Source organism: Haladaptatus sp. AB643, assembly GCF_024136975.1.
Taxonomy (GTDB): domain Archaea; phylum Halobacteriota; class Halobacteria; order Halobacteriales; family Haladaptataceae; genus Haladaptatus.
This window is the reverse complement of record NZ_JAMYJW010000004.1, coordinates 118,837-145,104: the sequence shown is the minus strand read 5'-3', so window position 1 is coordinate 145,104 and position 26,268 is coordinate 118,837. Positions and strand designations below refer to the sequence as shown.

26 protein-coding genes are annotated in these 26,268 nt (G+C 61.9%); 13 read left to right on the top strand and 13 right to left on the bottom strand.

The window, feature by feature from the left end; all coding sequences use genetic code 11:
* The first annotated feature begins 225 nt into the window (after positions 1-225).
* From NKF25_RS10020 to NKF25_RS10005, 4 genes are read left to right on the top strand one after another with little or no spacing between them, the layout of a single operon-like run.
* The gene (locus tag NKF25_RS10020) at positions 226-1,239 is read left to right on the top strand and encodes an AIR synthase family protein (RefSeq protein ID WP_253226534.1); all 1,014 of its coding nucleotides are present in this window, start codon (positions 226-228) and stop codon (positions 1,237-1,239) included.
* 39 nt (positions 1,240-1,278) lie between these two features.
* Positions 1,279-2,292 (top strand): AIR synthase family protein, encoded by a 1,014-nt coding sequence (locus tag NKF25_RS10015; RefSeq protein ID WP_253226533.1) that lies wholly within the window; start codon positions 1,279-1,281, stop codon positions 2,290-2,292.
* On the top strand, positions 2,289-3,686 hold the full coding sequence (thiD, locus tag NKF25_RS10010; RefSeq protein ID WP_253226532.1) for a bifunctional hydroxymethylpyrimidine kinase/phosphomethylpyrimidine kinase: 1,398 nt from the start codon (positions 2,289-2,291) through the stop codon (positions 3,684-3,686). Before NKF25_RS10015 ends, thiD begins: the two co-directional genes overlap by 4 nt.
* 2 nt (positions 3,687-3,688) lie before the next feature.
* Positions 3,689-4,639, top strand: a complete 951-nt coding sequence (locus NKF25_RS10005; protein WP_253226531.1) for a TIGR03560 family F420-dependent LLM class oxidoreductase — start codon at positions 3,689-3,691, stop codon at positions 4,637-4,639.
* A 50-nt stretch (positions 4,640-4,689) separates the two neighbouring features.
* Here NKF25_RS10005 and NKF25_RS10000 read toward each other — a convergent pair whose 3' ends face one another.
* Positions 4,690-5,034, bottom strand: coding sequence for a four-helix bundle copper-binding protein (locus tag NKF25_RS10000; RefSeq protein ID WP_253226530.1), 345 nt, complete (start codon positions 5,032-5,034; stop codon positions 4,690-4,692).
* 43 nt (positions 5,035-5,077) lie between these two features.
* The gene (locus tag NKF25_RS09995; RefSeq protein WP_342766321.1) at positions 5,078-6,310 is read right to left on the bottom strand and encodes an aryl-sulfate sulfotransferase; all 1,233 of its coding nucleotides are present in this window, start codon (positions 6,308-6,310) and stop codon (positions 5,078-5,080) included.
* Between the two features lie 150 nt (positions 6,311-6,460).
* Here NKF25_RS09995 and mutS point away from each other — a divergent pair, with 150 nt between their 5' ends.
* Positions 6,461-9,124 carry a DNA mismatch repair protein MutS gene (gene mutS, locus NKF25_RS09990; protein WP_253226529.1) on the top strand — a complete coding sequence of 888 codons (2,664 nt, stop codon included), beginning with the start codon at positions 6,461-6,463 and terminating at the stop codon, positions 9,122-9,124.
* A gap of 129 nt (positions 9,125-9,253) precedes the next feature.
* Here the strand turns inward: mutS and NKF25_RS09985 are convergent, their stop codons facing one another.
* Positions 9,254-9,985 (bottom strand): hypothetical protein, encoded by a 732-nt coding sequence (locus NKF25_RS09985; protein ID WP_253226528.1) that lies wholly within the window; start codon positions 9,983-9,985, stop codon positions 9,254-9,256.
* 347 nt (positions 9,986-10,332) lie between these two features.
* Entirely contained in the window at positions 10,333-10,521 is a 189-nt protein-coding gene (locus NKF25_RS09980; protein ID WP_253226527.1) for a hypothetical protein, read from the bottom strand.
* Between the two features lie 50 nt (positions 10,522-10,571).
* Here NKF25_RS09980 and NKF25_RS09975 point away from each other — a divergent pair, with 50 nt between their 5' ends.
* Both NKF25_RS09975 and NKF25_RS09970 read left to right on the top strand, forming a co-directional pair.
* Complete coding sequence (locus NKF25_RS09975) at positions 10,572-11,261, top strand: hypothetical protein (RefSeq protein ID WP_253226526.1); 690 nt, start codon at positions 10,572-10,574, stop codon at positions 11,259-11,261.
* A 34-nt stretch (positions 11,262-11,295) separates the two neighbouring features.
* Complete coding sequence (locus NKF25_RS09970) at positions 11,296-13,380, top strand: hypothetical protein (RefSeq protein WP_253226525.1); 2,085 nt, start codon at positions 11,296-11,298, stop codon at positions 13,378-13,380.
* A gap of 282 nt (positions 13,381-13,662) precedes the next feature.
* Here the strand turns inward: NKF25_RS09970 and NKF25_RS09965 are convergent, their stop codons facing one another.
* On the bottom strand, positions 13,663-14,016 hold the full coding sequence (locus tag NKF25_RS09965; RefSeq protein ID WP_253226524.1) for a helix-turn-helix domain-containing protein: 354 nt from the start codon (positions 14,014-14,016) through the stop codon (positions 13,663-13,665).
* A gap of 223 nt (positions 14,017-14,239) precedes the next feature.
* On the opposite strand from NKF25_RS09965, the gene NKF25_RS09960 reads away from it, so the two are divergent.
* Positions 14,240-15,079 (top strand): RNA ligase family protein, encoded by an 840-nt coding sequence (locus NKF25_RS09960; protein ID WP_253226523.1) that lies wholly within the window; start codon positions 14,240-14,242, stop codon positions 15,077-15,079.
* A 54-nt stretch (positions 15,080-15,133) separates the two neighbouring features.
* On the opposite strand, the gene NKF25_RS09955 is transcribed toward NKF25_RS09960, so the two are convergent.
* On the bottom strand, positions 15,134-15,421 hold the full coding sequence (locus NKF25_RS09955) for a hypothetical protein (protein WP_253226522.1): 288 nt from the start codon (positions 15,419-15,421) through the stop codon (positions 15,134-15,136).
* A 118-nt stretch (positions 15,422-15,539) separates the two neighbouring features.
* Here NKF25_RS09955 and mutL point away from each other — a divergent pair, with 118 nt between their 5' ends.
* From mutL to NKF25_RS09940, 3 genes are all read left to right on the top strand, one after another.
* Entirely contained in the window at positions 15,540-17,714 is a 2,175-nt protein-coding gene (gene mutL, locus NKF25_RS09950; protein WP_253226521.1) for a DNA mismatch repair endonuclease MutL, read from the top strand.
* Between the two features lie 71 nt (positions 17,715-17,785).
* A complete protein-coding gene (locus tag NKF25_RS09945) occupies positions 17,786-18,529 on the top strand; it encodes a hypothetical protein (RefSeq protein ID WP_253226520.1) in 744 nt (247 codons plus the stop codon).
* A 31-nt stretch (positions 18,530-18,560) separates the two neighbouring features.
* Complete coding sequence (locus NKF25_RS09940; protein WP_066143895.1) at positions 18,561-18,746, top strand: hypothetical protein; 186 nt, start codon at positions 18,561-18,563, stop codon at positions 18,744-18,746.
* Positions 18,747-18,779: 33 nt separating this feature from the next.
* On the opposite strand, the gene NKF25_RS09935 is transcribed toward NKF25_RS09940, so the two are convergent.
* Positions 18,780-19,628, bottom strand: coding sequence for a class I SAM-dependent methyltransferase (locus tag NKF25_RS09935; RefSeq protein WP_253226519.1), 849 nt, complete (start codon positions 19,626-19,628; stop codon positions 18,780-18,782).
* Positions 19,629-19,704: 76 nt separating this feature from the next.
* A complete protein-coding gene (locus NKF25_RS09930; protein WP_253226518.1) occupies positions 19,705-20,838 on the bottom strand; it encodes a polysaccharide deacetylase family protein in 1,134 nt (377 codons plus the stop codon).
* A gap of 221 nt (positions 20,839-21,059) precedes the next feature.
* Here NKF25_RS09930 and NKF25_RS09925 point away from each other — a divergent pair, with 221 nt between their 5' ends.
* Positions 21,060-21,287 carry a hypothetical protein gene (locus NKF25_RS09925; RefSeq protein ID WP_253226517.1) on the top strand — a complete coding sequence of 76 codons (228 nt, stop codon included), beginning with the start codon at positions 21,060-21,062 and terminating at the stop codon, positions 21,285-21,287.
* Positions 21,284-21,571, top strand: a complete 288-nt coding sequence (locus NKF25_RS09920; RefSeq protein WP_066143882.1) for a transcriptional regulator — start codon at positions 21,284-21,286, stop codon at positions 21,569-21,571. Before NKF25_RS09925 ends, NKF25_RS09920 begins: the two co-directional genes overlap by 4 nt.
* Before the next feature lie 343 nt (positions 21,572-21,914).
* Here the strand turns inward: NKF25_RS09920 and NKF25_RS09915 are convergent, their stop codons facing one another.
* The 5 genes from NKF25_RS09915 to NKF25_RS09895 all read right to left on the bottom strand — a co-directional run bounded on the left by NKF25_RS09915 (position 21,915) and on the right by NKF25_RS09895 (position 26,102).
* Positions 21,915-22,886 carry a phosphoadenosine phosphosulfate reductase family protein gene (locus NKF25_RS09915; RefSeq protein ID WP_253226516.1) on the bottom strand — a complete coding sequence of 324 codons (972 nt, stop codon included), beginning with the start codon at positions 22,884-22,886 and terminating at the stop codon, positions 21,915-21,917.
* 347 nt (positions 22,887-23,233) lie between these two features.
* Complete coding sequence (locus tag NKF25_RS09910) at positions 23,234-23,809, bottom strand: hypothetical protein (RefSeq protein ID WP_066143872.1); 576 nt, start codon at positions 23,807-23,809, stop codon at positions 23,234-23,236.
* 105 nt (positions 23,810-23,914) lie between these two features.
* Positions 23,915-24,262 (bottom strand): glutaredoxin family protein, encoded by a 348-nt coding sequence (locus NKF25_RS09905; RefSeq protein ID WP_253226515.1) that lies wholly within the window; start codon positions 24,260-24,262, stop codon positions 23,915-23,917.
* 153 nt (positions 24,263-24,415) lie between these two features.
* On the bottom strand, positions 24,416-25,042 hold the full coding sequence (gfcR, locus tag NKF25_RS09900; protein WP_253226514.1) for a transcriptional regulator GfcR: 627 nt from the start codon (positions 25,040-25,042) through the stop codon (positions 24,416-24,418).
* Positions 25,029-26,102 (bottom strand): glucose 1-dehydrogenase, encoded by a 1,074-nt coding sequence (locus tag NKF25_RS09895; protein ID WP_253226513.1) that lies wholly within the window; start codon positions 26,100-26,102, stop codon positions 25,029-25,031. Before NKF25_RS09895 ends, gfcR begins: the two co-directional genes overlap by 14 nt.
* Positions 26,103-26,268 lie beyond the last annotated feature (166 nt).

Below are 26,268 nucleotides of genomic sequence, written 5' to 3'. Positions count from 1 at the left end.
TACCCTCGTCCTGATTTCCCGACTGCTACGGCGACCTCGAAACCCTCCGCTCGCGGCAATATCGTCGTCTCACGCCAACGCCGCAAGCAAGCGGGTGCGGTGCGGTTTCAGTGCTGCTCGGCGATCGTAGCCACGGAAATCGCGGTGACCTCTCGTGGCAAATTCCGTTGAATCCCCGATTCCACGAATCAGCACGGATTTGTGCGCGGCGGAAATACGTTCCGTATGACCGACATCGGGAAGATAGACCGCGATTTCTTCGACGAACACATCTACCCCTATCTCGGCGCGGAGCGCGAGGACGAACTCCTCGGCCCGAAACACGGCGTGGACTTTGGCGTAATCGATGTTGGCGACCACGTCGTCGCGCTCGCCACGGACCCGCTCTCGCTGCTCCCGGAACTCGGTTTCGAGAAGGCCGGATGGTTCGCGTTCCACGTCGTGATGAGCGACGTGGCGGTGAGCGGCCTGCATCCGAGCCACCTCGCGGTGGAGTTCAACCTCCCGCCGGAGATCGCGGACGAGGAGTTCGCGGAGGTCTGGAAAACCTTCGACCGCGAGGCGAAAAAGCTGGGCGTCAGCATCGTCACGGGGCACACCGCCCGGTATTCGGGCTGTCAGTATCCGTGGGTCGGCGGCGCGACGACGTTGGCCTTCGGAGAGAAGCAAGACCTCGTCCGCCCGGACGGCGCGAGACCGGGCGACAGCGTGTTGGTGACGAAGGGACCGGGCGTGGAGACGGCGGGCTTTCTGGTGACGCTGTTCGAGGACCGGATCGACCTGCCGGAGGACGATATCGCGGACGCCAAGGACCGGTTCTACGACATGAGTCCGGTCGAGGACGCGCTGGTCGCGGCGGAGGCGGGCGGCGTGACGGCCATGCACGACGCGACTGAGTGCGGGATTCACGGCGCGCTGGTCGAGATGGCGCGCTCGGCGGGCGTCCGCTTCGACGTGAGCCACGACGACGTGCCGATTCTGCCGGGCGTGCTGGAAGCCTGCGACTATTTCGATATCGATCCGTGGGCGTCCACGACCGAGGGGACGCTCGTCCTGACGGTCGAAGCCGAGGCTGCCGAAACCGTCCTCGCCGCGTTCGACGACGCGGATATTCCGGCGGCCGAAATGGGGAAGGTGAGCGAGGGCGATGGCGTCTACGTCGATGGCGACCGAATCGAGCATCCCGATGTAGACCCCTCGTTGCAGGTGTTCGCCGAGTTGTCGGCCGACCGGGAGTGAACACCACCGCTAAATACAACCAAGTAATATCCCGACGTGATGACCGATCTCGGCAAAGTAGACAGCGAATTCTTCGAGGAGTACATCTTCCCGCATCTCGGTGCGGAGCGCGACGACGTGACGCTGGGGCCACAGCACGGCGTCGATTTCGGCGTCATCAAGGTCGGCGACAAAGCGGTCGCCACCGCGACCGACCCCATCTACATCATGCCCTCGCTCGGCTTCGAGCGGGCGGCGTGGTTCGCGTTCCACATCCTGATGAGCGACGTGGCGGTGAGCGGCCTGCAACCCACCCATCTCGCGGTGGATTTCAACCTCCCGCCGGAGATTACGGACGAGCAGTTCGCCACGATTTGGCAGACGTTCGACCGTGAGGCCAACGAGATGAACGTCAGCGTCGTCACGGGACACACCGCCAGATACGCGGGCTGTAACTACCCGATGGTCGGCGGGGCCACCGCGATGGCCGTCGGCGACCCGGACGACGTGGTCCGACCGAACGGCGCGCGCCCCGGCGACCGCGTCCTGCTCACGAAAGGTCCGGCAGTCGAGGCAACCGGCCTCCTGAGCAACCAGTTCGAGGACCTGATGGACCTTCCGGAGGAGACCGTCGAGCAGGCGAAAGACCGGTTTTACGACATGAGTCCGGTCGAGGACGCCCGGATAGCGGCGGAGGCGGGCGACGTGTCGGCCATGCACGACGCGACGGAGGGCGGGGTGCACGGCGCGTTGACCGAGATGGCGGCCGCGAGCGGGGTCCGCCTCGACGTGCGCCACGACGACGTGCCGGTCCTGCCGGGCGTGCTGGAGGCCTGCGAGTTCTTCGACATCGACCCGTGGTCCTCCATCAGCGAGGGAACGCTGTTGTTGGCCGTCGCGCCGGAGGACGCCGACGACGTCCTCGCCGCGTTCGACGACGCCGGGATTCCGGCGGGTGACATCGGCGAGGTTCGGGACGGCACCGGCGTCACGGTGGACGGTGAGGAAATCGAACATCCCGAGGTGGACCCGTTCTGGGGTGCCTTCGAGGAGTTCATGGAGAAATCAACATGAGTAGAGAACCAGCACCGGTCTCTCTCCCCGTCGCGCTGACCATCGCCGGAAGCGACTCCGGCGGCGGCGCGGGGATTCAGGCCGACCTGAAGACGATGGAAGCACACGGCGTGTTCGGCACCAGCGCCATCACGAGCGTCACGGCACAGAACACCCGCGGGGTCGAGGGATTTTCCACGCTCCCGGTCGAGGAGGTCGAAGCCCAATGTGAGGCCGTCCTCTCGGATTTCGACGTTCGGGCGGTCAAGACCGGCATGCTCGCGGAAGCCCCGGTCGTCCGGAGCGTCGCGGAGCAGGTCTCCGGTCTGGAAATCCCGGCCGTCGTGGACCCCGTGATGGTCGCGGCGTCGGGCGACCGACTGCTCGACTCGGCGGGCGAGGAAGCCTACGCGGACCTGTTCACCCACGCGACCCTCGTCACGCCCAACACGGACGAGGCCGAAGTCCTGACGGGCATCGAGCTAACGGACGACGAGAGCGCCGCGGCAGCGGGCGAGGCGCTCCGCGAGATGGGTGCGGACGCCGCGCTCGTGAAGGGCGGTCACGTCCCCGGCGAGACGGTTCGGGACGTGCTCGTCACGGCCGACGGCATCGACGTCTTCGAACACCCGCGCATCGCAACGGAGGCGACTCACGGGTCGGGATGCACGCTCGCCAGCGCCATCACCGCCCGACTCGCGTTGGGCGACGACCTTCGAACGGCGGTCGGCGGCGCGACGGCGTTCATGGAGCGCGCGGTCCGCTACGCCGCCGACGTCGGCGAGGGACCGGGAGCGGTTCACCACCTCGTCGAACTCCGGAACCGGGCGGCGCGGAACGACACGGCCGAGGCGGTCGAAAGCGTCGTTCAGTCGTTCGTCGAGCGGGACGTGAGCGCCCTCGTCCCGGAGGTCGGGATGAACGTCGTCGGGGCGACGCCGTACGCCGAGGCGGTGGACGAAACCGCCGCCGTCGAGGGGCGAATCACGCGAACCATGACCGGCGTGAAACCGAACCGAGGCGTGCGATTCGGCGCGTCGAGCCACGTCGCCCGGTTCCTGCTCTCGGCGCGGGAGAACGACCCCAGCCTGCGGTTCGCGGTCAACTGTCGATTCGATAGCGACGTGGAAAACGCGCTCTCGACGCTCAGCGGCGAGGTCGCGGAGTTCGACCGCGGGGCGGAACCGGCGGACGTGAAGGCCGAGGAGGGGAGCACGATGGGTTGGGGTGCCCGGCGGGCGTTCGAGTCGGCGAGCGGAACGCCCATCGCGATAATCGACCGCGGGGAGGTCGGCAAGGAGGCCATCGTGAAACTGCTCGCAGCGGACGCCGAGGAACTCCAGCGACGGACGCTGGCGCTCCTCTCCGCGCTGGAGGCGCGGGAACCGGACGAGGAAGACGAGGAGGGGGCATAACCATGAACGCCGACGTCGGCATCATCCTGCCCCAGTACGGCCACGAGTACGGGACGATACGGGACGTGGCTCACGACGCCGAGGAGCACGGATTCGACGGCCTGTGGCTCGAAGACCACTTCCAATCGTGGATCGGCGACATCGAGCAGGACACCTACGAACCGTGGACGACGCTCGCGGCGCTCGCGGAGGCGACCGACGACATTCGACTCGGGACGCTGGTGGACTGTCAGGCCTATCGCCACCCGTCCCTGCTGGCGAAGATGGCGGCGACCGTGGACCGCGTGAGCGATGGCCGCCTCGACCTCGGCCTGGGCGCGGGATGGTACCGGGACGAGTTCGAGCGTTTCGGTTACGAGTTCCGCGAACCGCCCGCCGCCCGCATCGAGCGACTGCGAGAGACCGTCGAGGTTCTCCACGGCCTCTGGACGAACGAGCGGTTCTCCCACCACGGCGAGCAGTTCGATCTGGAGGAGGCGTTCTGCCGCCCGGAGCCGGTGCAGGAACCCCACCCGCCGATCTGGATCGGCGGGGCCGGGGAGCAGTTCACGCTCCGGTACACGGCCGAACTCGCTGACGGATGGAATTACGGCACCCTCGACCCCGACGGGTTCGCGGAAAAGTTGGCCGTGCTTCGGGAACACTGTGAGAACGAGGAGCGCTACGAGGACATCACGAAATCCGCCGAACTGTTCGCGTTCGTCGCCGACTCGCGGGAAGACGCCGAGGCGAAGCGCGAACGCTTCGCCGACCGGCATTTGAACAGTAAACCGAGCGAACCGCGGGAGTTCTTCCTCGCGGGCTATCTGGAGACGGCGCTGGTCGGGACGCCGGACGAGGTTCGGACGGAACTGGAGCGCTACGAGGACGTGGGCATCGAGACGTTCATGCTGAGCGTGCCGGACGCGCCAGAAGATGATAGTTTGGAACTGCTCGCCGACGTGATGGACTGAGTCGGCGTTTAGGCCATCACGGGTCGCCGTTAGGCCACGACACGTCTGCGTTAGCCCATCATGTTCCGACAGCTCTCCGCACAGTCCTCCAGCACGTCGGCACAGAGCTGACAGTGGTCGTGGTCGTGCCGCGAGCACTCCTCGGCACACTCCTCGCAGGCACCCGCACAGGCTTCCGCGAGTTCGCTGTCGAAGTTCGAATCGCGGGCCATGAACCGGGCGTGCATGGTCGCCAGGTCGGCCACGTCACGACAGAGCCGGATGCATTTGGCCATGCCTTCGCCTTTTTCCGCACACTGGTCGGCACACCACTCGCAGGCCTGTGCGGCGGCGAAACAGTCGTCGATACACTCGTCCTTCTCGGCGTCGAGGTGGTCAATCTGGGTGAGCGCCATGGTGGAAAGCGAGGAGAGTATCGTCGGTGGTAATTCTGGTTGCTCACGCAACGGACTTTTTCCATCCCCGAGCGAACAGCCAGACTCCGACGAGGAACGTCACGAGCGCGACGCCGCCGAGGGCGACGTGCCACCCGGCCACCCAGTACGGAAGCGAAACGACGTGGCGGGCGCTGTCGAGCAGGTAGCCGAAGACGGGTAGCTTCGTCGTCGTCGGACCGAAGTCGGCGCTCGAATTCACGGGCGGCCCGGCGGGATATTCGCCGGGGTAACGGTCGGCCTCGTACGGAAGCGAGGAGATACGCGCGCTCCACACCAGTTTTCCGGACCGATTCAACTCGACGACGCGGTTGTTTCGGCTGTCGGTGATGAGCGTGTGGCCGTTCGGCAAACGGTCAGCGTCGCGCGGCCAGTCGAATCCGAGACCACCCGCGCCGTGGACCTGCCACGCGACTCCCCACGTTCCGTTTCGGCGGTGGAGTTCGACCACCCGGTCGTTCTCGCTGTCCGCGACGAGGACGGCGTTTTTCGAGAGATACTGGGGGTTGTGCTGTTTGTTCAGCAGTCGCCAATCCCCGTTCTCGTTGATCACGTTCACGACACCCTTCCCGCGCTGGATGACGACGAGTTGGTTCGCGTTTCGCACGCTGACGAGGTACCGTCCCGGCCCGATACGGTCCACGTCGTTGATGTGGAGCCAGTCGGTTCGCGTGGGGTCGGACGGCGGGTCGTACCGTTCGCTCGCGTTCCACTGCCACGTGACCGTTCCGTTCGGCGCGACCGTGAACACCCGTTCCTTGTCCATGTCCGCGACCAGCAGTTCGCCCGACGGAAGCAACTCGGCGTCGTGAACCTCGCTGTTCAGTCCCGAGCGGACCGGAAACGTCCACTGGTAGACGACGTGCGGCGACGGGTTCGGGTCGATGACCCGCACGCCGGTCCGAGCGCAGGGTGATTCGTAGGGTCCGCAGCGCCGATACCCGTCGTCGATGAACGACGCGAGGACCGTTCCGTTGGGCAGCCACGACACGTCGTGATAGCCGTTCGCGTGGCCGTAGCTCCACAGTTTCTCCCCGTCGGAATCGAGCACGACGACCTTCCCATCGGTCGAGGTCGATTGGACGCCGACGACGGTTCGGCCGGACAAATCGGACGACGGAGCGTTCGAAATCGGCGGCGCGACGGCGGCGCTGACGACGAGCGTGAGGACGAACCCGACGACGGCGACCCCCATCAGCGTCGCGCCGAGTCGACGTGCGGAAACGGCGGGGACCACGGGAGGAAGGGACGACGACCCGAAGCGACAAAACCGTACTGGCGTCCTGCAGGCGACGGCGGAAACCGAGTCGGTTTCGCGCGGAATCCACACCGTTTTAGTCGCCGTCCCACCCACGTTCGCACATGATTTCGGTTCTCGCTTCCAGAGGTGTCCGCCGTGAGTGACGGCGGCATCGTCGGGGAGTTCCTCTCGCTCAAAGACGAGACGGACGCGGACGTGCTGACGATGCAGGTCGGCGACTTCTACGAGTTCTTCGCCGACGACGCGGAGTTGGTCGGCGACGTGCTCGACCTGAACATCTCGCGGAAATCGAGCCACGGAAGCAGCTATCCGATGGCTGGCGTGCCGCTGTCGGAACTCACGCCGTACATGAAACAACTGGTCGAACGCGGCTATCGGGTGGCCGTGGCCGACCAGTACGAGACGGACAGTGGTCACGCCCGGAAGATAACGCGGGTCGTGACGCCCGGTACGCTCCTCGAAACGTCCTCGGCGGACGCCCAGTATCTCGCCGGAATCGTCCGCGTGGACGATGGCTACGGGTTGGCGTTCGCGGACATCACGACGGGCAAGTTCCTCGTCACCGCAGTCTCCGGTCCCGACGCGGACTCGAAGGCGCTGACGGAACTGTACCGGTTCGCGCCCGCCGAGGTCCTTCCCGGCCCGGAGATCAGAAACGACGATTCGTTCCTCGAACGGGTTCGCGACCGCACCGACGCGTCCATCTCGGTCCACGACGCGAACGCCTTCGCACCCGGAAAGGCAACCCACGTCACCCGCGAGCAGTTCGGGAAGGAGACGCTGTCCAGTCTCGGATTGGATTCCGACGACGAAGCGGAGGTCCGGGCGGCGGGCGCGGTGCTCTCGTACGTCGAGGAGACCGGCGCGGGCGTCCTCGGGTCGATGACGCGCCTGCAGTCGTACCACGCGGACGATCACGTCGAACTCGACGCGACGACCCAACGCAACCTCGAACTCACCGAGACCATGCACGGGGACCGCAAGGGGTCGCTGTTCGAGACGGTGGATCACACGAAGACGAGCGCCGGACGACGGTTGTTGAAGGAGTGGCTCCAGCGTCCCCGCCGGTCGAAGGCGACGCTTCAGGAACGCCAGTCGAGCGTCGGGTCGTTCGCCGAATCGGCGTTGGCCCGCGAGGAGATCCGCGAGACGCTCGCCGACGCCTACGACCTCGAACGGTTGGCGAGCAAGGCGGTGTCGGGGAGCGCCGACGCGCACGACCTCCTGCGGGTGCGCGACAGCCTTTCGGTTCTGCCGACGGTCGCCGATGCCATCGCCAACGCGCCCGGGCTTTCGAGTTCGCCGTTGTCCGAACTCGTCTCTCGTCCCGACCGAGCGCAGGCGGAAGCGCTGCGCGAGGAACTGGCCGAGGCGCTCGCCGAGGACCCGCCGAACACGGTCACCCAGGGCGGTTTGCTGTGCCGCGGCTACGACGAGGAATTGGACGGGATCATCGACAAGCACGAGGAGAATCTGGAATGGTTCGACACGCTGGCGGGCAGGGAGAAGTCCCGAACCGGCATCTCACATCTGCAGGTGGACCGCAACAAGACGGACGGCTACTACCTGCAGGTCGGGAAGTCGGACACCGGCAAGGTCCCGGAGGAGTACGAGGCCGTCAAAACCCTGAAAAACTCCGAACGGTACGTCACCGACGAACTCCGGGAGCGCGAGCGCGAGATTCTTCGGCTCGAAGAGCGGCGCGGCGAACTGGAGTACGACCTGTTCAAGGAACTCAGAAATCGAGTCGCGGAACACGCCGAACTGCTACAGGACGTCGGCCGGACGCTGGCCGAACTCGACGTGCTGGCGAGTCTGGCCGTCCACGCCGTCGAAAACGGCTGGGTGCGTCCGGAACTCGCCGAGTCGGGGCTCGATATCGACCAGGGTCGTCACCCCGTCGTGGAGCGGACGACCGAGTTCGTCCCGAACGACGTGCGGATGGACGACGACCGCGAGTTCCTCATCGTCACCGGGCCGAACATGAGTGGGAAATCGACGTACATGCGGCAGGCCGCACTCATCACCCTGCTCGCACAGGTTGGGAGCTTCGTCCCAGCGCGGTCGGCCCGCATCGGCTTGGTGGACGGCATCTTCACCCGCGTCGGGGCGCTGGACGAGTTGGCGCAGGGTCGCTCGACGTTCATGGTCGAGATGCAGGAGTTGAGCAACATCCTCCACTCCGCGAGCGAGGACTCCTTGGTAATTCTGGACGAGGTGGGGCGCGGAACCGCGACCTACGACGGCATCTCCATCGCGTGGGCCGCGACGGAGTACCTGCACAACGAGGTCCGGGCGAAGACGCTGTTCGCGACCCACTACCACGAACTGACGACGCTCGCCGACCATCTGGAGCGCGTCGAGAACGTCCACGTGGCGGCGGACGAACGGGACGGCGACGTGACCTTCCTCAGGACCGTTCGCGATGGGCCGACGAACCGCTCGTACGGGATTCACGTCGCGGACTTGGCGGGCGTGCCGATGCCGGTCGTCGAGCGCTCGCGCGATGTGCTCGACAAACTCAGACAGGAGAAAGCCATCGAGGCTCGCGGTTCGGGGTCGAACGAGACGGTACAGGCCGTCTTCGACCTCGGGGCGGGCCAGTTTCAGGCGAACGGTTCGGGGAAAAGCGAGTCGGATGGTGAAGAATCGGAGGACGAAGCGGACGCGCTCGACCCCGAGACGGAGGCTGTCCTCTCCGAACTCGCCGGGGTCGAAGTCGCCGATATCTCGCCCATCGAATTGATGTCGAAGGTGCAGGAATGGCAGGGGAAAGTCGGAGAACGGTAGGAATTCGACCGTCTTACTCGACGAGAGAACATCTACTCGCTCCCGTCACGTAGCTCTGTAACTCATCGTCATCGGCTTTCTCACTACTGCGTTCGAAAAAAGTTCAAAATCGATGGTCGTCTTCGGGCGTTACTCGCTGGACGAGTAATCCACCGTCACCCACGCGACGCCGTAGATGTCGTCCCAGTCGGAGTCACGGTCCATCAGGAGGATCATGAGTTTGACCTTGCCATCCGCACCCGCCTTGTCCAGCGCTTCGGGGTGGATTTCGATGGCGAAGTCGCCGTTCTTCTCCTGACTGACGACCGGCGTTCGCTCGATGAGCGTGCCGCTGGTATCGGTGAAGCGCGACCCGTTGTCGAGGTCGCCGTTGGCGTAGACGAGGAAGTATGGCTCGCCCCGCACGGTACCGTGCTCGGCGGGGTCCACACGCTTCATCGAGGTGTTGGCGGAGAATGCCACGTCGAAGTTGGAGTAACCGCCGTCACTCGCCTCCTCCTTGTGGATGACCTCGACGTTCGAGATTCGACTCCCGTCGTTCTCGTCCATCTTGTTCTGGAGCGGCGTGTTCGGTGGCTTCGGCTTCGTCCACGAATCTGCGGACGTCGTCGTAGTCGTGGTGGTCGTCGTAGTCGCTGCCGCAGTCGTCGTCGTTTGTGTCGCCTCGCTCGTCGTTGTCGACGTGGATTCCGATCCACCGCCGTCGGCGCTGCTCGTGGAGGCGGTCGAGTCGGCCGCCTTCGTGGAGGTTTGGCTGACCGATGTCTTGCTACTCGTACTCGCCGAATTGCCGCCGAGGGACGAACACCCGGCGACCATCAGCATGAGAACCAATAGAAGTGTGATGCTCGTTCGCTTCATGTATTTAGACATCCTCGTCTCGGAAATTCACGCATTGCCGCATAACTTTGCAACACCGTTTCGTTAGTTCTACGGATTTAAGAATGGAATACATGTAGATAAAACATGAAGGGGCTCCGATTTGATGATTGGAACGCGTACGCCCCTCAGTTCACTGATATCGAGATGTTATGTATGTATTAAGGAGAGGAATACGGGACGATGAGATCTGATATATAGGCGTATTATATCTTTTCGGAGATCATGTTCGTATTTGTGTGAAAGGGATGGGAACAGCGGAGGGATAACCTTCCGACATATTCAGCTATGCGACAAAAATTCCGTTCCCCTTCCGTCGTGTCAGGAATTTACACGACAGTGATCATCACGTCGAACGCCGTCGAATGGCCGGTGTTGTCCGTGGCAGTCAACGTCACGGTGTCGATGCCCGCCGAATCGTAGCGGTGGGCGTTCCACCAACCGGTACCGGTCGCGTCCGTCGTCGAAACCCGTCCAATACGACGTGTCGTGACTCCCCGTCCGTCGAATCTTGACAAGCGTCGTTCAATCCAGTATGTTTATTTAATATATGTTCAGTGTATAATATATGGCCTCGATGCTCAGATTTCGCGGTGGTGGTAACGACGCGAACTTCCAAACGTGGTTAGAGCGGTTGAAGAAGCGTGGAAGTAACATCCTCATCACCGGTAACGTGCCGGATTGGCTATCGGCGGAGGCGGCTCGCGTCCTGTTTGGCCACGGTCAGCGACGGTATCGAATCCTCGCGCTTGTCGATCGAACCATCGACAGTCCCGAATCCCGACTGCCGGAATCGGTCTCACCCACCGATCCGACGACGTGGATAATCGATCAACGAAACGGTGAACGTTCGATTCCGGTCGACGCGACGTCGGCGGCGTCCTATCTTCGCCCGCCGGAGAAGGACAACGTTCGGCAACTCCGCGACGAAATCCAGACCGCCATCAGTTTCTACGAGGAGCGTTCCGAAGGGCTTCTCCCTGCGGAACTCCGTGTCGGTATCGACTCGCTCTTTCCCCTCCTCCAACGGGACAGATGCGCGACCAAACAATCGCTACGTACCCTCACCGCGACGGTCCGTGGCGTTCACGGGATGGGACAGTATCATCTGCGAGTCCACGATGAGGAGGACATCGTGAGAGAGTTGACACCGCTGTTCGATGCGCGCATCGAACTGCGACGGAAACCGGGGATGAAGGCCGAACAGCGTTGGCACGTGCCGGAACTCGACAAAACGACGGTGTGGGTAGAACTATAATCGTTCCGAAATATACCGTTCACAACGAGTACGTATGGAGTTCGACACACTCAACAGGCGTTCCGGTCTCGCTATTTTCGACCCGGTCGAGAACGTCCGATTCGAACTCTATACTGCCGAACCACTCACTACCGAGCCCATCGACACGGCGGGATTTTACTTCCCCATCGACGCGGCAGTGAGCTTCGAATCCACCGGCATCGAGATTCCGAACCACTTGTCGGTCGTCGTACGAACGCAGGATGGCGAGATCACCACCGACGCCACGACGTTCAACGATCTGTCGCTCGATTTCGATAGCTACCTGCTGGAAGTGCAGAGCACGCCGATGAAACTCTACATCGCCGTCGAAAGCGCGGTGACGTTGAATCACGGTACGACATCCGCAATGATCGAATTCGACGGATGTCGCCGGGCCCGCGTCGGTGCGCGCTCGTTTCACGAGCGTCCGGCGGGGACGATCACCGTCACCGACGATGTGGACGACGCGATGGCCGCCGTCTCGTATCTCGGGTCGGCGCTGAAGACCACCACTTGTGAGCGGTCGTTTCCGACGCTTCGAGGTCATCCGCCGCTCATCGAACGCGGTGAAGCGTTCGACGTCCCGACCGGTATCGAGCGACCGGAGACGGGCGTTCGACTCGTGTTACCGCCCGAACGGCGCTACGTGTATCCCGCCGCGTCGTTGGCGTACTACCTCGGCGCAGACGTCGTGCCGGGAAGCACGCCACGGCTGATTGCGGGTTCGTTCGAGTATCCGCTCGCGGGAGCAGGCGGGTACGAAACGACCGTCAATCGCGTCCTCAGACAGGCGTTCTTCCTTGACTGTCTCACGCGGACGGAGGGGTACTACCAGGTCGAACTGCACGAGCGCACGCAGGTCGAGCCGCTCGTGGATCTCGATTTCGCCGAACTGTACGACCGCCCGCTCGCCGAACAGCTTCCGGAGTACCTCTCGGTTCCGTTCGAAACGCTGGAACCACACCTCCTCGATTGGCATCTCACGACCGACGTGGTGCCGACGGCGGAGACGATTCCCGCGCTCCCGTACTTCGCGAAGGAACTGTCGTTGCTCCGGACGCCGCACAACCCGGAGTCACACACCGTCGCACCGAAACCGAAGATGCTGGACGATTTCACGCGGACTGCGGTTCCGGCAGGCGACTTCACGCGGAGCACCGACGAGGCGTGGGAGTGGGGCGACGACGAACTGTTCCAGGTCGAATCCACGGACACCACCGAACACGCGTGGGTCGGCAACGGCTACCCCATCGGGGCGAACAAGGTCCCCATCGAGTCCTTGCGCCAGACCGTCGATTACACCGAACCGGACGATTCGGCGCTGAAGGTCCACGTCGTCTGCAACGACGTGGCGATGGACGAGGAGAACGTCGTGGAGCGGTTCTACGGCCTGCGTGACTTCGTGGCGTTCGACGTCTCGATTCACGAGGAGATCACGACGGACGAACTCGCGGCGCTGTTCGAATCCGATGCCGACTTCCTGCACTACATCGGTCACGTCGACGACGGCGGGTTCCGCTGTGCGGACGGCCTCCTCGACGCGAACTCGCTCACGGAGGTCAACGTCGATGCCTTCCTGTTGAACGCCTGCCGGTCCTACCGGCAGGGAGAGATGCTGGTCGAGAAGGGAAGCAAGGGCGGTGTCGTCACCCTCGCCGAAGTCGTCAACTCCTCGGCGACGAAGATCGGTCGGTCACTCGCCCGCCTGCTGAACTGTGGCTTTTCGCTTCGTGCCGCGCTCAGTATCGCAAAGGAGGAACTGGTCGTCGGCGTGGAGTACGTGACGATCGGTGACGGTGGGGTGACGTTGTGTCAGAGCGAGAGCGGGACGCCTGCTATGTTTCGAGTGACCCAGAAAAATAAGGACCATTTTTTACTCGGTCAATATGCTTTCCCGGCTGCGAGTTATGGGTTGGGGACTATAGTATCTGTAGTCATGGAGCAAGATTCGACACGGTATCTCGGTTCCGGGATGCTGACAGAATTGAAACTATCCTCCAACGAATTGGACGATGCATTAGATCTCGAACTACTCCCCGTGAAAATAGATGATGGTCTTCGTTGGAGTGATGAACTCTCTGCTTCCGATTTCAATTAGCTATGGTCCATTTGTCGCATTGTATACTGCCCCCATCGCATTCCCCGCCTGTGATAACAACAGACAGATAGTGAACAGTACGCCGATCATTCGTGGATTCTCCGCCAAGTACGCTTTCAGGTCGTTCTCTGACATGCATTAAAATACATTACACACTTGGAGGAATACTTTTCTTAAGACTACCAACTGTTGTAATATATAAATAAACGCAAAAGGACACGACGATATCCGTGATTTTCGAGCGCGTTCGCTGTGGGAGTCTGTTTTCCCGTTCCGCTCGAACTACTGGACGAATCCGGTGAGCGTGTCGGCGAGCAGCGAGTCCGTGTTTTCGAGTTTGGTCTCCAGTACGTCGTGGAGTTCGACGAGCAGGTCGGCCTGTTCCGTGTCGGCGAGTCGGTAGGTGGGGAACGTGTGGCCGTCGGCGCTTTCGTCACGTCGGGCCAGGATGTCGAAGCCGAGGAGGAGGGATTTGTGATCGCGGTGGAAGCCCGACCGGGAAACCCCCGCCCGTTCGCACAGTTCGGCGGCAGTGACCCACTCGTCGGGATTCTCGGCGAGGATAGCGAGGAGGTCACACCGCGCCTCCGAGCCGAGTACCCGTGACAACCCCGGACTGAATTGATCTGCACACATCGGTTGTATGGTACTGGGCTGTTGATTGCAATAAACACCTCGCTCATTTTTATAAAGAGGTGGTGACTAAATCGCCGATCGGAAAGATATGCGTCGTCTTCTCGATGGTGGTCCTCTTGAACTGTTCGTCCACCCTGACCACTACATGAAAAACTACGAGTGACGCGCCCGGGTATCGCTGGATGTCAAACCCGCCGTCCGGAGACTTCCCTACCCCACAACGATGAAACAGTATCCGTCCATTCCGACCGTAGACGCGGCACCCGAATCCCTGCTCGAACGCGGCCACCTCTGGATTCAAGAGCAGATCGACGGAGCGGGCGTCAGATTCCAACTGCGAGATTCGGGCATGATCCGACTCGGCGACCGAGAACGGGTTTACAAAGCCGACGACGTTCCGCCGTCCTACCACCACCTACTGCGCCACCTCCGGGAGAGCCTCGACCGAGAGGCGTTGCACGCCGCCGTCGAGGACGTCGAATCCGTCGTCTTCTTCGGGGACGCGACGGTGAAACGGACCATCGACTACGACTGGGAACGAACCCCGTCGTTTCTCGGGTACGACGTGTGGTTCGCCGACGAGGAACGATTCCTCCCGCCGGACGCCGTCGAGAAGGTGTACGCGAGCCTCGGTTTGCGCTCGGTGAACACCTTCCAGAAGGAAGTTCGAGCGGTCGATTTCGACCCGCTATCCTACGAAATCCCGGACTCGAACTGGTACGACGGCCCGGCGGCTGGCGTCGTCCTTCGGAACAAAACCGGCGACAAAGCGAAATTGAGCCGGGACTTCGAGACGGAAGACGGGCCGTCCCCCGCCAGGAAACCCGCCGACGAGTTGGCCGACGAACTCGGAACCGACCGTCGATTCCGACGGGTCGCAACTCGGCTCGAAGCCCAAGACAGACCGGTCACCGTCGATAGCCTCTACGACCGCGTCTTCGAGGACATCGCTCGGGAGGAGAACGACCGGTTGTTTCAGGGGCGCGGTGATTTCGACGTCGGGGCGTTCCGTTCGGAACTCGCAGCCCTCACCAGTGAGTTCGTGGCAGACCGTCCGAAGTAGTCGTTTCGTTTTCTGGTCTAAAACAAAGTGGCTAATCTGACGCGGTACACGCCTTCATCGCGTGATCTCCATCTCTCGTGCTTCCCCGGCGACGATCCAGTCCTCGTCGCCGAGGCTGTAGTGACGGACTTCGGGTGCCGTCCACGACCCATCGACGTAGACCGCGCTCACTTCACATCGCCGAATCCGCTCGTGTTTCGGTTCGATTTCGAGTCGGAACCGGTCGCCGGGCATGTAGTCGATCGGGCTTGCCGGGCCTTCGAACGCCTCCCCGTCTTCGAGTTCGATTCGAACGTGGTTACCCAGCCTCACGAGTTCCAGTGTTTCGGTGAACGATTCCATAGCAAGCACGTACATGCCACGGACGGGAGTAAACGTTGCGATTTTATCCCTATTATTCATTATATTGTTGCGGGCGACACACCAACCTTGATTACGTCGGGACGAAAGGGTTCGAGAAATGAGTGACGGGGAGACGGACATCCGGGCGCTGTCCGAGACGACGATCCAGCGCATTGCGGCGGGGGAAGTGGTCGAGCGACCGTCCTCGGTGGTGAAGGAACTGATCGAGAACAGCCTCGACGCCGATGCTTCGCGAATTTCCGTGCAGGTCGATGGCGGCGGGACGGAGCGTATCGCCGTCACGGACGACGGAACCGGGATGAGCAAAGCGGACGTGCAGGTCGCCGTCGAAGAGCACACGACGAGCAAGATTCGGGACATCGACGACCTCGAAGCGGGCGTCTCCACCCTCGGCTTTCGCGGCGAGGCGCTGTACACCATCGGTGCGGTTTCGCGCACCAAAATCCGGACGAAACCGAGGGGTGGCGACACGGGCACCGAACTTCGCCTCGTCGGCGGCGAGGTCGAAGCGGTCGGTCCCGCGGGCTGTCCCGAGGGGACGACCATCGAAGTCACTGACCTCTTCTTCAACACCCCGGCGCGACGGAAGTACCTGAAGACGGAGTCCACCGAGTTCGCGCACGTCAACCGCGTCGTCACGCAGTACGCGCTGGCGAACCCGGACGTGGCGTTCTCGCTGGAACACGACGGCCGCGACGTGTTCTCGACGACCGGACAGGGCAACCTCCAGTCCACGATTCTCTCGGTGTACGGGCGGGAGGTCGCCACCGCGATGATCCCGGTCGAGGGGGACGCCGAGGTCAGCGTGTCGGGGCACGTCAGCCACCCCGAAACCACCCGGAGCACGCGCGAGTACGTCGCAACCTACGTCAACGGGCGCTACGTTCGCTCCGCGGTGATTCGGGAGGCCATCCTCGACGCCTACGGCAACCAACTCGCGCCCGACCGCTACCCCTTCGCTGTCCTCTTCCTCGACGTGCCGGGCGACGCCGTGGACGTGAACGTCCACCCGCGAAAGATGGAAGTCCGGTTCGGCGACGAACGACGCGTCAAAACGGCGGTCCGTGAGGCAGTCGAGGACGCCCTCCTCGATAACGGACTGATTCGCTCGTCCGCCCCGCGCGGGCGCTCCGCGCCCGACGAGGCGGACGTCGCACCCGAGCCAGTCCAGTCCAACTTCGAGGACGAGGACGAGGAACCGGCGGACGCCGGTTCCACGTTGGAGGACGAGGGGACGACGAGCACGTCTGAACCGCCCCGGACGACGTCCGACCCGACGGACGGTCGGTCGGCGGCGAGGGACTCGCCGCCGACCGGGACGGGACAAACGGAGCAGACTGGACAAACCGGACAAGCGGGACGAACAGGGAGAGCGGCGTCCGCCGGGGCGGACACCGCTCGCTCCGCATCCGACGCGGGGTCGGTATCGAACGCCGAAAGCAACGGTTCGGAAGCGAGCGGGAGCACGTCATCGGCCAGCAACCGAACCGCAACCGCGGAGGGTACGCCCACCGACGACGCGGACGATTCTGCCCCCCGAACGAACGCCACGGGTTCGGCATCGACATCCGAACCGGAACGGAAGTTCGGCGCTGCGACGGCGGCGACGACGCTTTCCGGGACGGGCGGGGAGACGCAGCGGGAGTTCGAGCGACTGCCGAGCATGCGAATTCTCGGGCAGTTACACGACACCTACGTCGTCGCCGAAACCGGTGATGGACTGGTGCTAATCGATCAGCACGCGGCGGACGAACGCGTGAACTACGAACGGCTCTGTCGGGAGTTCGCCGGGGAGACGACTTCCCAAGTTCTCGCCTCGTCGGTCGAACTCGAACTGACGGCGGCGGAAGCGGCGCTGTTCGAGGAGTACCAGGAAGCCTTGGCGCGACTGGGCTTTCACGCCGCGCTCGTGGACGACAGGACGGTCGAGGTGACGACGGTTCCGGCCGTCTTCGAGAAGACGCTCTCGCCCGAGTTGCTCCGGGACGTGCTGAACGAGTTCATCTCGACCGAGTCCGACGAGCGGGAGGGGAACTCGGCGGAGGCGGTCGCCGACGAACTCATCTCCGATCTGGCCTGCTATCCCTCCATCACCGGCAACACGTCGCTTCGGGAGGGTGACGTGGTGAGTCTGCTCGCCGCGCTGGACGAGTGTGACAACCCCTACGCCTGCCCGCACGGTCGCCCCGTCGTCATCGAGTTGAATCGCGGGGAGATCGAGGACCGGTTCGAGCGCGACTATCCGGGTCACACCGGACGACGTTCGGAGTAATTTTCCTGATTAGTCTGTTTTCGGACCCGTAAGGAGAACCTTCATATCGAAGGGCTGAATGGAATCACGATATGTCACGCGGGACGAGTCAGGGAGGACTCATCGACGCAATACGATACGATATCGCACAGTTACACACCGGTTGGATGGCATTGTTCTTCCCGCGACAGAGACAGCAATCCCACTCGGTTCTCGGAAAGTGGCGACCACAGAGCACGTCGGGCAAGGTAGCCTACAGCGGGTGGAGCATCGTCGGGAGCTTCATCGTCGCACTGTTGTACCCGTTCGTCCTGTTCGGCTTCGCCACGCGCTACTACACGAGCAAAATCGACCGCACGGCGGCGAGTCTCGGCGTGTTGGGCGTCATTTTGCTCTCGGCCGTCGTCTGGGGTGGGCTGGCGGCGCTGGCGAAGTATCGCTTCTCAACGGAAGGGTTCTACGCCGTCGCCGCCGCCGGTGGCGTCGCAACCGTCGCAGCAGCGCTGGCCTATCTCACTAGCCGATACGGCGGTCGGATTACGACGGTGCTGTTCGCGTACCCGTTCGGCATGACGGCCATCTTCCTGCCACCGGTCGTCGCCGCGCTGTACTCGCCGACGCTCTCGAACGTGATCTTCCCGAACAGCACGAACCTCGCGGTGTGGTTGCTGGACAACGTGCTCACCTACCGCAACATCGACGAGGTTCTTCGGGCACGGTTCAACCTCGAAGGACTCGCCTACGTCGGCATGTGGTTCGGCATCGCCGTGCCGGTCGGTTGGGTTCTCGGGTTCTTAGTTACGCTGGCGAATCTCATGCGCCCGAAATCGGCATAACGCTTTTCGTCCGCTCACCGAACGGTTCCGTATGGAGTTCAATACAACGACGACAGCAATCGGATTCATCGTCCTGTTCCTCATCATCGCAGTCGGGACGTTCATGAGTCCCATGTCGACCAGCACGGTTACCATGGTTCTCGGCGGTTTGGCCGTCTTCGGCCTTCTGACGCTCGCACTCGGCGTGAAACATGGCGAATATCGCGCGACACGGTAGCTCCGCCGCTCGTTTTTCAAAACCTCCCCGGAACTATTCGACCCGCCCGACCGCGAGGATGTGGTTCGACAAATCCGCGATAGTCGGGTCCTCCCGAAGCGTCCGAACGGCCTGCGCCACCTTTTCCTGTGCATCCGCGTCGATATCTTCGATGTTCGCCCCGAAGTTCGAGGCCGGACCTTCGAGTCCGGCCACGGTTTCGACGGCGATTTCGTGTCGTTCCAGCAGTCGGCGGAGTTCATCGGCGCGGAAGAAATGACACTCCACGAACGACGGATTCTCACCCTCGTACTTCTCGGCGAGTTCGGGCGAGTAGGTCGCCGTCTCGATCAGTTCGGAGAGTTGCCGAACGCCCGCCTCGAACTGTGGTGCGCACTTGATGAGGTTCTGGACGACGGCGACGAAGCCCATCACGGAGGCGAAAACGGGCGCATTGGGGCGGGAAACACGGTAGAGTTCCCGAACCGCCGCGTCCCGTTCGTCGGCGTCGACGACGTGCGAAAGCGGTCCGCTGAGACAGAGCGTCGCGTCGAACTCGTCGGCAGGGAAGGGAAGCCCACGAATGTCTCCCTGCTGGACCGTGACTCGTTCACCGAGGTCACGTTTCGCAACCTGCCGCTTTGCGATGGCGACTTGCTTGGCCGACAGGTCGAGTAGCGTCACGTCGTACCCGCGCTCGGCCAACCATATCGAGTACCTTCCCGCGGCCCCGCCAGCATCGAGGACGTGTCCCGATTCTGGGAGGTATCGGTCGAGATACTCCGTGGTGTTCTCGAACTCCAAGCCGTTTTTGAACGACTCGTCGAGGCGTTCCCACTCGCCCTCGCCGAGGCGGTCGTAGTAGTTCGAGGGATCGATTTGTTCCTCCGGGTCGCCGGTCATGCGTGTCTCTACAGATAGAAAACGAACGCAAAACTGTTGTTGTGTACTGACAGCACACGGCACGACTTTCGTCGGGTTAGCGACGCGACTGACGCCACGCGAGCGCGCCGAGGCCGGTCAGTGCCGTGGCGAACCCGAAGCCGGGTTGCCCGCTCGATTTCGTCGTACTCGTCGATTCATCGTTCGACGTCGTCGTCGTTTTCTCGGACGAAGTCGTCGTGGTCGTGGTCGTTTGCTGTTCTATAATACCCATATCGACCATCGCGTCTCGGAGCGTGAGTATCTCGATGTCGCGGTCCTTCGCCATCTGAATCGCGGTTCGAACGCGCTTCGGGTCGAAGTCCTCGTACGAACTGTGGCCCGCGAGGATACCGAGGAAGTCACCCTTCGCGACGGTGTCGAGATACGTACCGAGTTTCTTCTTCGTCTCGGAGTCGGGCTTGAAATACGCTCGGCTGAGGTGGTACGGGTCGAACCCGGTGATCGGATTCAGTCCGTCCGCGATCTTCGCGTTCGCGAGTGCGTCGTACTCCTTCTGTATCATCGCCTCCGCTTGCTGTCCGTTGATACCGTATGGAAGTACCATACTCGTGACGTCGAATCCGTCCTTCTCAAGCTGTTTCTTCGAGTCGAAAATCTCGGAATGTAGTATCTCGTCGGTGTACCGCATCGTCGAATTATCCGCGATGAACGATTTTTCGAGGGGATTCTTGAGGGTGACGTACTCGCCCGTATCGTCCGATCCCTCGCCCGCGATGGTGACGGTTTCCTCTTTCGTCCCGTTCGAGATGATGACCTCGTCGCCGGGATGGTCGCCGTGGCGGTTGGAGCGTTCGTAGACTTTCGTATCTCCCTTCGACGCGTCCTCGGCGAGTTGGAGTGGCCCCAGCGCTCGGTGATGAACCGTGTGGGACATGACTTCCCACCCCGCGTTGCTCATCTCATGCAACTGTTTTACCGTCAGTCGGTCCTTCTCCCCGAGTTGGCCGGAAATTGCGGCGGAACAGGCGGGAACGCCTTCGTCCTGATGGACCGGGAACGTTTTCGTGTAATCCTCCGCCACGCTGTCGTCGTAGATGAAGACGAGTTTTCCGGAAGACGATTTTGCGGCAGCGCGAGAAGCGAGCGACACGGGAGCGGTGAGTGCAACGCCAGTAACGCCGGCGCTTCGGAGAAAACGACGGCGACTCCCGTTCACTGAAGAGTGCATACTAGCACGAAACTGTACAAATTCAAAAGCTCACTGGGGTAAAGTGTGACATAGTATCATGAAATAGATAATTTCTTGAAATGACGAATTGTCAAGTACGGGTGACAGGAATTCTCCTAATTTTCCCCTCCGACGTTCTAAAACGGCGCTAGATGGATGTATGAGATAACTTTGCTCCACAAAGCAAATTCTATTGCAAACCTTTATGTGTTACAGAATCAATGCTCAGCGAGAAATGTCATCGAAGTAAGAATTGGATCAGACCCAAGTTTGGCCTCGTCTTTCTCTCGGGAATCGTGGTGCAACTCGTCACGAACCCCTTGGGAGCGCTCGGCTACGTCGTGTTGCTCACCTACTGGGAACCGCTCCGTCCGTTGGCGTACGTCGTCTTCGGAATCTCGTACTTCATTTATGCCGTCGCTTCTTACGGAATCCTACGCGGGGCATGAACTTCGACAAACTCGTCCACCAACCGACGCGGTTGCAGTTGTTCGCACACCTCTACGCACACGGCGAAGTGAGTTTCAACGACCTCCGAGAAGCCTTGGACGTGACCGAGGGAAACCTCAGCAGCCACCTCGGCCGAATGGAGGACGCGGGCGCGGTCGAAGTGAAAAAGGAGTTCGTGGACAAGAAGCCTCGAACGACCTATCGACTGACCGACGAGGGCCGCGAACTGTTCGAGGAACACGTCGAGACGCTCGAAGCGCTCATCGACGGCCTCGACACCTGAACAGCGAACGGCGAACGCATGTGACCCGTGAACCATACGCCGAGGACACAACCACTGGAAATAGGCCGTAAATGGGATGATCGAGTATCCGCAGACCGCACTCTCAGAAGTCACAATCGACATAAACGTCAAAAGCAGCGTTCCGTAGAGCCGACAAAAATCGTCAATCTCCACAGCCGCTAGTCATCAGCGCTCCCACCGGAAAATCGGAGATTTTCCGGGCTAAACGACGACCAACGGGAGGAGTGCAATGCTTTTGGTCCAGCTTTTTCCAGGGAAGTAGGCCGAATCCTGCGTCACCGTGACGCGGGATTCGGCTCCTGACCGCAGAAAAAGGTGGTTTCTACATGTAACCGAGGTCACGCAGGCGTTCCATCAGGTCTTCTTTGTCCTGTGCGCGGCCTGCGCGCTCGGTGGTGTTCTCCATGTCCTGCAACCAAGCCGGTTCCTGGTCGCTCTTCTGCGTGCTGACTTCGCTGCCGAGGGAACGGAATCCCTCGAAGTACTTGGGCGAGACGGGGATGTCGTCCTGTCCGAGTCCGTTCGGCAGGTCGTCGAATCCCTGCGGGACGTGGCCGTCGTCCGGGTAGTCCTCGACGGTGTCCGGGACGACGAAGTACCAGAAGGCGTCCCAGACGGCGGGTTCGTCGAAGTGGAGAATGGGTTGAATGCGGTCGTGCGGCGGGTAGATTTCGGGGTCGTGACGCGGGCTGAAGAACGTCTCGTCGGCGCGCGCTTCCTGTTCGTCCCAGCGGACGCCGGAGATGACGCCGTCCACGTCGTACTCTTCGAGCGCGTCGTTGAGCGCGACGGTCTTCAGCAGGTGGTTGCCGACGTAGGTGTCGAGCAGGAACGGGAACGTGTCGTCCTCGTATTCGAGGAGGTCACGAACGTGGTGCTGGTTGTGCTCCGAGAGGGCGCCGATTTCGATGTCGTCGCCCGGTTCGAGACCGTGTTCGTCCACGTAGCCACCCACGTCCTCGTTACGGGCGTAGATGACTTCGAGGTCCCACTCGTCGGCCCAGTGTTCCACGAAGTCGTGGATCTCCTGGAAGTGCTGGTAGTGGTCGATGAACACTGCCGGGGGGACTTCCAAATCGTAGCGCTCCGCGACTTCCTTGATGAAGTACAGCGTGAGCGTCGAGTCCTTTCCGCCGGTCCACATGACGGCGGGGTTTTCGTACTCTTCGAGACCCTTGCGGGTCACGTCGATGGCTTTCTCGATTTTATCTTCGAGCGAAGGGTAATCTTCGGGATTCTCGCCTTCGCCGTCCGTGTAGTCCACGTCGAGATAGTCGGGGAAGTCGTTTGGCATGGCGTGTAATTACATATAATTAGATGGCTAAAGTGCTTTTCGGCTCGTCGTGAAGAACCGTTTGGGTTAGTGAGGAGTCGAACTCGAATTTTCGAGCCATCGTTCGACAGAGTTCGAGTTTCCGGAAAACAAACAGCGAATACGGCCCTTGGATCATCTCTGAAGAGCGTATGCATGCATAAATACGTTTTTGTGAACCGTTCCCGGTCGTGAATCGCTCTCAGTTCGGTTCACGAACGGAGAGATATCGAGGGCGCTGAAGTCTGCATCGTCGATACTGTGTTTCCAAAAAGCGGATCGAAGAAGTAGCTACACTCTACATTCCTGCGGAGGTCGACGGTATCCAATTAGCTGATGAACTTGTTGTCGCGCCAGTTCACGCCGCTGGACGACGAGTTCTCCTTGCGTGGCCCCTCGACGACTTCGATGGACGCCGGTCGGTCGTCGCCGTCCACGATGCGGGTGGCTTCGAGTTCGCCACCGACTTCGGCGATGGCGGTCAGCGTGCCTTTCTCGGCCTTGCGCGCGATGGTGCAAAGCACCTCGAACATCGGGTACTGCACCGCGGTGTTCTGGAGCACCGTCTCGCGGTCGCCCTTGAACGCGGCCATCTCGATGAGTTCACCGGTCGGTTCCTCTTCTTCCTCCTCCTCCGGCGTGCCCCATCGTGGTGCGTTCCGTCGCGCTTCCTCCTCCTCGGTGAAGACGCGCGTTTCCGAGACACTGGCTTTCAGTTGCGCGGTCGGGGTGTACTTGCTGATGCTTTCGTCCGTCGAGACCGCACTGATGATGAGTGTGTTGTTCCGGCGGGTGATATCGACGCTGTCGATTCCATCCGGTAGGTCGGGGTCGCTTTCGAAGTGGTCGTAAACGGTTTCAAGCGGCAATTCGAGCGTCGAATGTAGTCGGTATACCTGGCTCATTTGTAGTCGTGGGTTCCGTCTCCCGTCGGCGGTACGTATTTGTCTACGCGCCCCGTGCTTATAGGGTCTACTCTTTCGGTTGCAAGTGCAACCTCCGCAATGACATCAGTCCGTTCGGAGTGTCGATTCGAGTTCATCTCGTTCTTCCATTTCGGCGAGGATATCGCTGCCGCCGATGAATTCGCCGTCGACGTACGTTTGCGGGATCGTTTCCCAACCGCTGTACTCCGAGAGCGCCTCGCGGTAGGCGTCCAAGTTGTCGAGCACGTTCACCGTTTCAAACTCCTCTCCACGATGCTCGTCCAGAAGTTCGACCGCGCGCATGGAGAATCCACACTGTGGCATGAGACGCGTCCCCTTCATGAAGAGCACCACTTCGTTTTCCTCGATTGCCGAATCGACCCGTTCCTCGACTTCCTCGGCGGATAGCGCTTCGCCGGGTGTGAAGGTCATACGCTTGCGTAGGCACCCACGCCGCAAAGAAGTTGCGCCCGCGTCACGACGTGCCGTTCACGAACCGGGTACGGGTGACGATTCGCGAGTCCCGACGGTCGTCAAGCGCGGCCGTTCGAAAAATGAGTACATCGATCGTCTACGGTTTCCGCCCTATTCGTCGCTGCCGACGCCGATGACTTGCACCAGCGAGTAGACGGGGACGCCGTTCAGTTCCTCGATACCGCTCTTGTCGGCGAGGACGATACAGGCGACTGGCTCACCGCCACGGTCCTGGATGGCCTCGATGGTCTCGGTCATCGTCGTCCCGCTGGTGATGGTGTCGTCCACGACGTAGCACTCGCGGTTCCGAATCTGTGCGAAGTTCCGCGAGAAACTGCCGCCGTACTCGTTGATGTCGCCCTCGTCCCACTGGTGCTTGCGCGGCGCGTAGGTCCCGAGGTCGGTGTCGAGTTCGCGGGCCACGGTGGTCGCGAGCGGAGCACCTGCCTTCTCGATACCGATGGTCAGATCGACCTCCTCGCCGTGTTTCGAGAGCATGTCGGCCATCGCCGCTCCTACGTGGGAGAGGCGACTGCTGTCGCGGCCGATGGCGCTCCAATCGACGTGGATGTCCTGCGGACCGCCCGTCGGTTCGTGACTTGGCGTACTGCCACTGCGCTCGACCAGCCAACTGGCCGTCTCGCGCGACACGTTCAGTTCGTCAGCGATCTCTCCCTTCGAGAGGCCGCGTTCCGCGAGTTCGGCCGCACTATCGATGAGGTCGTCAACGTTTTTCATTGTCGTAGAATTTCACCGCCGTCTTTATTGTCGTTTCGTCGTTCGCAAAAGCCTCTTCGACGTTCGACGAATCGAAAATACCTGTCACGAGATCGTCCAATAACCACTCCGGAAGCCCCGAAAGCGTCTCTATCGCCGCCTCGAAATGGCGATAGCCGGAGTTGACGCTCCCGACGAGCGCCTTGTTGTGCATTACGAGTTCCCGGTGAAGGGCACCGCCGTCCACTTCGAACGTCCATTCGTCCGGGACGCCGAGTAGGGCGGCGACGCCGTTCGGTGCGAGCGCCTCGATGCTCTCGAAGGCGTGTTTCGGGTAGCCGGTCGCCTCGAAGATGAAGTCCATCGGTTCGTAAACGCCGGGAATCTCGGAGACGGGTGTCTCCCGCGAATCGACGTACGTCGCGCCGAGTTCCTCGATGATGTCGATGGTCGGGTCGGGTCGGTCCCGGCGGCCCAGACAGTACACCCGGTCGAACGACTCGGTGAGCATCGCCGTCGTGAGCAACCCGAGCGACCCGTTGCCGAGGACGAGCGCGCTCTCCGGTTGCCAGTCGAACGCCGAGCGCGATGCGCGGGCGAGTTCGATGGCCTTCTCGGCGATGCTGATCGGTTCGACCAGGAATCCCCACTCCGCGAGTTCGTCCGGGATGGGAAGCAGGAATTCGGCGGAACTGGTGAAGTACTCGCTCATGAAGCCGTGACCGCCGGTGATGCCTCGTTCGATGACGTCCTCCGGGGGGGACATGTCGGGTTCACCGCGTTCGAAATACTCGGTCGGGCCGTCGGGAAGCGGACGGCGGACGGTCGGGACGACGATATCACCCTGCTTGAACGCCGTGCCGTTCGGATCCTCCACGACGCCGACGGCCTCGTGGCCGAGAACGAGATGGTCGTCGCCCGCGGGAAAGCCACCGTGATGCCCGGCGATGACTTCGTGGTCCGTCCCGTCGACGCCGACCCGAAGCGTCCGCACCAGAACCTCGTCCGTGTCGGGTTCCGGTCGGGGTGTTTCGATTACTTCCGGCGCGCGTGCCCCGCGCCTGAGTGCGATTGCATGCATACTGCTCCCTATCCACTAGGTATTCAAAACATTTATTCTTTACCGAGTAAAAAGTTCAGATGCAGTTGGACGGCCGCGAGCGTACGATTCCGTCCACATCGAACCTGAACACCTGTCCGACACGTCGCTTTCGGCCGTCCCGTTTTTCGAACCGACGAAGTGCCAC